Origin of the sequence: Streptomyces sp. ActVer, assembly GCF_027270795.1 — a bacterium.
Classification (GTDB): Bacteria; Actinomycetota; Actinomycetes; order Streptomycetales; family Streptomycetaceae; genus Streptomyces; species Streptomyces umbrinus_A.
On record NZ_JAPWHT010000096.1, the window covers coordinates 20,723 to 27,664 of the forward strand.

The window sequence follows — 6,942 nt, forward strand, 5'->3', positions numbered from 1 at the left end:
GTCATACGCGAAGCACTGGTAGTCGGCCTTGCTCGTACCGCCCTGCGTCGTGCCGTCGAAGACCGACATGACATTGCCCGCGTCGTCCTGAGTGAACCTCAGGTCCTGCGTCATGTAGCTGTGGACGTCGTCCCTGACGAAGGAGCGGACCAGTCGGCGGGTGCCGGCCTCGTACTCGTAGGTCAGGTAGGCCTTTTTCGCCGAGTCGTCGCCGCTCGTGCTCAGCGTGAGCCCCTGCAAATCGCCTTGGGGCAAGTAGGCGGCACCTTGCAGTAGCCGCTGGTCCCGGAAGCTGTGAGTTGCTGGCCTGTGGCGTTGTAGCCATAGGAGACCGTCTCGGAGGCCAGGCCTCCGACCGCGGGCTGGGAGAACTGGCCGATCGTGCCGTCCGGGCGGTAGCCGGTGGTGGACGACAACGTCTTGGGCACTCCTGCGGCGACCAAGGGATCGTTGTCGGGCAGAGTGAGCTGGCTGTCGGTGACCTGGTAGAGGTTGCTGTAGTCGTTGACCTTCTGGGTGTAGGCCTTGCCGTTCGCCCCGCCGTCGTAGCGCACGGCAGTGTCCTGCTGTCCCTTGTCCAGGCTGTCGAAGGTCCAGGCCGCGAGCTTGTTTCCGTCCGTCTTGCTCGCCTGCCACATGCCCGTCCTGCGGCTCAGCTCGTCGTACTCGTACAGCAGCTTCTTGGACTCGTCGTTGTTCGCCGTCGTGCTCGTGACGCGGTCGAGGCTGTCGTAGTCGGTGCTGCTCGTCCCCTTGTCCGGGTCGCTGGTCGTCACCTGACGGCCGAACAGGTCGTAGCCATAGGACCACTTGGACTGGTCCGGGCCGGTGATGGCCTTCTGCTGTCCGGCAGGCGTGTACGTGTACGCGGTCGTGTTGAAGTCGGTTCCGGTCGGCCTGGGGCCGCCGTACTCGCGTCGCTCGGTCGTCTGGCCGAGGGCGTTGGTGACGACCGTTGTGGCCTGGCCACCCGTGGGGGCGGAGGTGGCGACCGTGTCACCGGTGTAGCTCGTGTCGATGGTCCATCGGGTTACGCCATGGTTCTTCGTCACCGTCCTGGTCGCACGGCCCGCACCGTCGTACGTCGTGTCGTTCTGGACCGGAGCCTGGCCGCCCTCGGTCTGCACCGGAGTGCTGGAAGGTGCGGAGGTGTTGTCCCATGTGTCGCCCTGCTGGCTCACCGCCAGGCCGCGGTCGTCGTACAGAGTCAGGGAGATGAGACGTCCGCCGACCGGACTCGGCGTCTGGACCTGTCGGCTTCGGAGCAGGGAGTCGTAGAACTCGTACGTGGTGTTGTAGCCGGAGCCGGTGCCCTTGAGCGTTCCCGTCGACACCCAGGACATCGCCGCGCTGGTGACCTTGTATTCGTAGACGTAGTTCGGCGTCTGGTTCAGCGACTGGAAACGATTGGGCAGCCACACCTTGGTGACTCGTCCGAGGCTGTCGTACTCGGACACCGTGATCTTGTCGTTGGGGTCGGCGACCTTGACCGCGGCGCCGGTCGCGAAGTCCAGCGTGGTGGTGGTCTTGTGCGACTTGGCGTTGGTGACCGCGGTCGACGTCAGCGGTCCCGCCTCTGCCGGTGTGTACGCCGTGCTGGCAGCGGCCAGGCCGTTGGTGTCCTTCACGACCAGCGGGCGGCCGAGCTTGTCGTACGTGGTCGTCGCGACCTTCTGCCAGGACGGGGAGTCGTCGCTGCCGTAGGACTTGGCGCGGCCGGACCACACGGCCTCGCCCTTGGTCGGCTTCTGGGAGGAGGACCAGGCTGTGGCGCCGGTGTCGTCGAAGACCACGGCGGTGTCGGACATGACGTCGCCGGGGCGCGAGGAATCGGCCGGCAGGTCCAGGCTCGCGTCTGTGGTCGCGCAGGTCTTGGCGACCGTACGGGTGCGGGAGACCGTGGAGTTGATGCCCTTGTCGTCGTTGCGGGCGTACCAGGTGCGGGCGCAGGTCTCGTCGCCCGTGACGGCATCATCACCACCGTCCTGGACGGTCTCGGCCATGCCGTAGTCGTCATATGTGGTCGTGGTGGTGCGCACCCTGTCACGAGGGGTGATGCCGCTGGTGATGTTGGTACGGGCGTGGGTGGCTTCCGTGCGGACGTAGTACGCCTCGGTGTCGGCGTACAACTTGTGCTGGGTCGCCGTCTTCTTGGACCAGGGGTCGTTGACGGTGCCGGAGACCTCGCGTACGGCATCCAGCTCCCCGTCCAGTCGCAGAGCACGATCTACGCCGAACCCTGGGAGGCCGCCGCCGGCCCGGAGGACCTGGCGGCCGTCGCCCGCGCGGCCGACCACGCCGGCTTCGCCTAAGTCGCGAGCTGCGACCACGTCGCCATCCCGCGCCGCCTGGCCTCCGCCATGAGCACGGTCTGGTACGACCTCGTCGCCACGTGGCCTTCCTGGCGGGCGTGACCGAGCGCGTACGGCTGCTCAGCCACGTGGCGGTCGTCGGCCTGCGCCACCCCCCTCCTCACCGCCAAGCAGTACGCCACTCTCGACCACCTCAGCGGCGGCCGGCTCATCCTCGGGGTCGGGGCCGGGCACGTACGGGAGGAGTTCGAGGCGCTGGGGGCCGACTTCGAGCGCCGCGGGCCCGTACTGGACGAGTCGATCGACGCCCTGCGCGCCGCCCTCGGCCCCGACGAGTTCCCCGAACACCACGGCAAGTTCTACGACTTCGCGGGCCTGGGCCAACTGCCACGGCTCGCCCAGGACCGCGTCCCGCTCTGGGTCGGCAGATCGTCCCCGGCCGCCGTGCGCAGGGCCGCGCTGAAGGCCGACGGCTGGCTGCCGCAGGGCGACCCGCGCGACCGGCTCCCGGAGCAGGTCGCCCGGATACGGCGGCTGCGGGAAGAGGCGGGCATCGAGGAGCCGTTCACCGTCGGTGCCATCGCCGGGCCTCCGTACCTCGGCACGTCCGGCTGGGACGTCGGACGCCGGACGATCGCGGGGCCGCCGGACGCCCTCGCCGAGTCCTTGCGGGCGTATCGGGCGATGGGGGTGGACCAGGTTCAGGTGCGGTTCAGGAGTCGAGGGAAGGGGGGAACTGGTCGATCAGATCGGGGTGTTCGGGGCGGAGGTGGGGCCGCTGCGCAGCCCCGGCATCGGAAGTCATAGCTCGCGGGGACCGTGCCGCCGTGCGCCAGCGCCAAATCAACACCCTGACATCTGTCAGGGGCGCGATGTCCGAGGTGCGGTCTACATTTCGAGGCGTTGGCACGGGGGAACTCATGGCCGCTACGGCTGCTTGGGCAGGAACGACGTGATCGCTCCGGTCGGGTGACAGCAGTGGTCATGGTGACGACATGCCGAGGGTCCCGGCAGGCGAGCATGACGGCAAAGGGCAAATCTGTGGGCGCCCCAGCCCTTCGGTCAAGGAGAGGAAACAGGACCTGTCCGCAGGCCTTCTCTGCCAGGTGCCCGGCACTGGCTCGCCGTGAACACCAACCCACCCGGCACCGTCCTCTACGTCTGCCTCAACAGATTTTCTTCCCGTATGTGAGCTTGTTGCCGAGTAGCCGCTCGTGATCGATATTCAAGGAGTTCCATGTTGAAGTCACTTCGCCTGTTCCTGCTCACCTTGCTGGCGGTGGGCACGCTGATGGGCACTTCCGTCGGGTCGGCCAGCGCCGCGGAGGAGAAGATCAGCCGGGATCAGGTGCTTGCGATCCCGGACAAGGCGACCGCCGAGTGGACGCCGATCGGCGGGTTCCAGGTTCAGCTGCGCTACGGCACCTACAACGGTACCCAGTACGCCTGGGCCAAGTTGGACAACTACCCGTCGGACCGGCAGGGTGACATCTGGCTGGAGTCCAGTTCCGACAGTGGTGCGAACTGGGTCACCCGGTCCATCTACAGCACGACGGTCAGCAACTTCACCGAAGGTATCGCAACCAGGTCGTCCAGCAGTTTCGTGATGCGAGCCTGCTACCGGGGCCCGGAAACGAACAAGTGGTGTACCGACAAGTGGTAACCCGCTAGAACTCGTGAGTGGTGCGGCCGGTTCTGACCGGCCGCACCACTCACGGCGTTGCGCGGAACCGCGAGGAGCGCGAGAGACGGCATCCCTCTTCCTGCGGCTGTCGCGCAGGAAGAGGTGTCGGCGTACGAAGTGGGCTTGCCCAAGCGATGTGACCTGGTACGACCCGTGCTTCCGGGATGGCTGGGGAGCAACCCCCGGTGCAACGGCAGGCGCACCCGTCCAGGCAACGGTGGGGCCCACCAACGAAGCAACCTCGTATCAGGAGCCGTCAGTCCTGGTTCGGGGACACCGGCACGCAGCGCCAGGGCGGCCCGCTCGCAGGCCCGGGCGACCTGTTCACGGAAGGGGTAGATCCGCGGGTGGGTCACCTCGCGGCGCAGGGCCGCGAGTGCCTCCACCCACTCCACCGCGTCCTCGGGCAGGGTGTAGGGCTGGCCGCTCCAGCCGCTGTGCCGGGCGAGGCGCCGACGGAGCCTGAGCAGCCTCCTGGAGAATGGGGACGTACTCGACGTGGGGAGGCACGCGGTGCGAACTGCGTATCACGAAGAGCTGGAATCGATCACTGACAGCCTGGTGGAAATGGCCCACCTGGTCGGTTCAGCCATCGGGCGGGCCACCACTGCTCTCCTCGATGGGTGCGGCTCTTCGTGAGTGAGATCGTCGATCAGGCTGAGAGGCCGTAGGCGTGCTGGTCAGGCTGGGGATAGAGGCGTTCGCGCTCCCTCGCGGTGTGGAAGATCCAGTACTCGGGGAAGTCGTTGTTGCTGATGACGGCGCGGAGGGTGAGGACAGCTTCGGCGCCGGCCAGGCTCCACCTGCTGCCGGTGATATCGAGCCTGTCGGCGATCAAGTGGCGTGCTGCTCCCTCGACTATTCCGCTGGCGATCGGCCAGCCGGCTGTCAGCGCCTGGTCGTAGTGGACGTGGTCGGCGTTGTTGGTGAGGTAGCGGCAGGCGGTGTCCGCAGCCGCGCGTTGATCGTCGGTGAGACGGCGGCGGGCGGCCTCGGCGCGGATGTCGGCGACGGCGCCGGAGGCGTCACCGGCCAGGATCCGGGCCGCTTTCGTCCCGACCCAGGTCTCGGCGTCCGGGTCGGTGGCGGTGTGGAAACACCGTGCGGCCGCCCACAATTTCTCGATCACGTGGACGGTGACACCACGGCGGCCGGCCTCGGCTCGGACGAGGTCGAGCTGGTGGGTGGCGCCGTCGACCAGGACCACCCGGTTCCTTCGGTGCTGCGGATCGCGGGCCTCGGCCTGGTCGAACGCCGTCTTGATGACGTGTTCGGGATCGTGCTCGACGGAGGCGGTGAGCCATTTCGCGCGGGCTTTCGGCCCTTTGCGGACGGTGCGCTGTCCGGTGCGGCCGCCGGGCGGGGCGATGATGTCGTGCGGACGACGAACGGCAGGCTCCGCGTCGTGGACGACCGCGAGGGTGGCCATCCGTTTCCGGCCCGACTTCTCCCCGGCCGAAAGACGGGTGCGGAAGGTCCGCTTCGCCCGCTCGGCGGCCTTCTGGGTCGCCTCGCGCAGATGTCCCGGCCCCATCACGATGCCCTTGCCGTCGAAGCTGAGCACCAGCAGCGTCTGTTTCGCCGCGGGTTCGGGGGTGCGCAAGAGGTAGAAGGCGGCGATGTCCACCGCGGCCGCCCGCACCAGTTCCTCGGCCTGCCACTTGCCCATCAGACGGGCTCCGCAGCGGCGGTCGATCGCCTCGAGCGCGGTGTCGCAGGAACCGCGGCAGGCTTCCAGTACGGCGAGTTTGCGCAGGCCCAGACTGTGCCGGACGCGCGGCAGGTTCAGTACCGCATCGGCCGGACAGCAGTTGGTCCGGCCCGGGGCACGCAGTGCGCGCCGGGTCACGGTCACCGGCCCCACCACGGTCGCGAGTTGGCGCCGGTGGCCCTTCTCCAGCCGGGTCCGACCCGCGGCGAGTACGGCCCGGTCGCCAGCGTTCAGGGCCGACAGCTCGGCCTCCTCCCGCCGGGCGCGCAGGTCGAAATGGCCCTGCAGGAGAAGGCGGGCCAGCTCCCTCGCCCGTTCTCGGCGTCTTCCTCCACCCGCTCGTGGGCAGGAGCAGAGCTTCGGGACCGGAGAGAGAATCGATGAGACAAGTGAGGAAAGAAGCGGCACGGGCAAAGGGGTCAGCCGCCGCGTCGGCCGCATAGCCTGCGGTCATCGGGCTCTCGCTTTCCGGGCATGCGAATGGGTGGCACCTTCGACGCTAGGGACGAGAGCCCGCCCCCACACCGGCGCGGCCGCGCGCGGCGGACTCCGCTTACCCCGGCGCATCCCCGGCCGCCGCCAGGGCCTCGCACGGCGTGAACAGTCCCGGCTCCTCCTCCACCAGCCAGCCCCGCCCGGCCAGCCGTTTCAGCTTCGATCGGAAGCCTTCCACCTTGCTCTTGTCCGTCGACAGGCCCAGCGCGGCACAGATGTGATGCGCCCGCATCGGACGCACCGCGTCCTGGAGGACCTCGACGATGTCCCGGTACGAACCCGGCAGCACCCCCACGGCCAGCCCGGGCGTCCACTGCGGCACCAGCCGCACCCCGACCGGCGATCCCGCCGCAGACCGGTACTCCTCCGCCCCCGCCCGCGCCCGCTTCCGCCCCGGCGACCGTGACCATCTCATCACCGGACAGGATCTCGGTCATCGTCTCCCGCGTGATCTCCAGCCGGGACAGCACCTCCTCCCGCTCAGCAAGACGCCTGGTCAACTCCTCAATCCCGTCCCGCAGTTCGGCGATCTCCTCCCGCGCGGAAGCCTCCCGCCGATCAAGCTCCTCCAACCACGACACCATCGCCGCCTCCAAGACCGCCTCCTGGGACACGACGATCCGCCGTCCGACCACGAACGGCAACGGCGCACGGCATCACCAGCTCACTACAGAAGAGTCCTCCTGTTCCTCTAGTCACGCCTGGCGGCGTGAAAATCGGTGCGCGGAGCGTCGATTCTG

The 6,942-nt window shown here is 68.4% G+C and carries 5 protein-coding genes and 2 pseudogenes; 4 read left to right on the forward strand and 3 right to left on the reverse strand.

The genetic code is table 11. The features are described 5' to 3' along the window. Nucleotides 1–221: 221 nt before the first annotated feature. Entirely contained in the window at nucleotides 222–2,003 is a 1,782-nt protein-coding gene (locus O3Q52_RS17935) for a hypothetical protein (RefSeq protein WP_369124170.1), read from the reverse strand. Between the two features lie 132 nt (nucleotides 2,004–2,135). Between O3Q52_RS17935 and O3Q52_RS17940 the strand changes: the two are divergent. The 3 genes and pseudogenes from O3Q52_RS17940 to O3Q52_RS17950 all read left to right on the forward strand — a co-directional run. After that, nucleotides 2,136–3,093: pseudogene (locus tag O3Q52_RS17940) on the forward strand (TIGR03619 family F420-dependent LLM class oxidoreductase); the annotation flags it as partial. A 456-nt stretch (nucleotides 3,094–3,549) separates the two neighbouring features. Continuing rightward, the gene (locus O3Q52_RS17945) at nucleotides 3,550–3,975 is read left to right on the forward strand and encodes a hypothetical protein (RefSeq protein WP_269649793.1); all 426 of its coding nucleotides are present in this window, start codon (nucleotides 3,550–3,552) and stop codon (nucleotides 3,973–3,975) included. A gap of 534 nt (nucleotides 3,976–4,509) precedes the next feature. Then, nucleotides 4,510–4,617: pseudogene (locus tag O3Q52_RS17950) on the forward strand (phosphate transport system regulatory protein PhoU); the annotation flags it as partial. A gap of 31 nt (nucleotides 4,618–4,648) precedes the next feature. Here the strand turns inward: O3Q52_RS17950 and O3Q52_RS17955 are convergent. Then, the gene (locus tag O3Q52_RS17955) at nucleotides 4,649–6,148 is read right to left on the reverse strand and encodes an ISKra4 family transposase (protein WP_269649794.1); all 1,500 of its coding nucleotides are present in this window, start codon (nucleotides 6,146–6,148) and stop codon (nucleotides 4,649–4,651) included. Nucleotides 6,149–6,260: 112 nt separating this feature from the next. Further along, nucleotides 6,261–6,617 (reverse strand): hypothetical protein, encoded by a 357-nt coding sequence (locus tag O3Q52_RS17960; RefSeq protein ID WP_269649795.1) that lies wholly within the window; start codon nucleotides 6,615–6,617, stop codon nucleotides 6,261–6,263. Between O3Q52_RS17960 and O3Q52_RS17965 the strand changes: the two genes are divergently transcribed. Continuing rightward, a partial coding sequence (locus O3Q52_RS17965) for a hypothetical protein (protein ID WP_269649796.1) occupies nucleotides 6,605–6,942 on the forward strand: 338 nt, incomplete at its 3' end. The two genes, O3Q52_RS17960 and O3Q52_RS17965, sit on opposite strands and share 13 nt — an antisense overlap.

Coding starts and splice junctions, on each gene's coding strand:
- O3Q52_RS17955 (WP_269649794.1), bottom strand. CDS start 6,148: ATGCGGCCGACGCGGCGGCTGACCCCTTTGCCCGTGCCGCTTCTTTCC.
- O3Q52_RS17935 (WP_369124170.1), bottom strand. CDS start 2,003: ATGGCCGAGACCGTCCAGGACGGTGGTGATGATGCCGTCACGGGCGAC.
- O3Q52_RS17960 (WP_269649795.1), bottom strand. CDS start 6,617: ATGAGATGGTCACGGTCGCCGGGGCGGAAGCGGGCGCGGGCGGGGGCG.
- O3Q52_RS17945 (WP_269649793.1), top strand. CDS start 3,550: ATGTTGAAGTCACTTCGCCTGTTCCTGCTCACCTTGCTGGCGGTGGGC.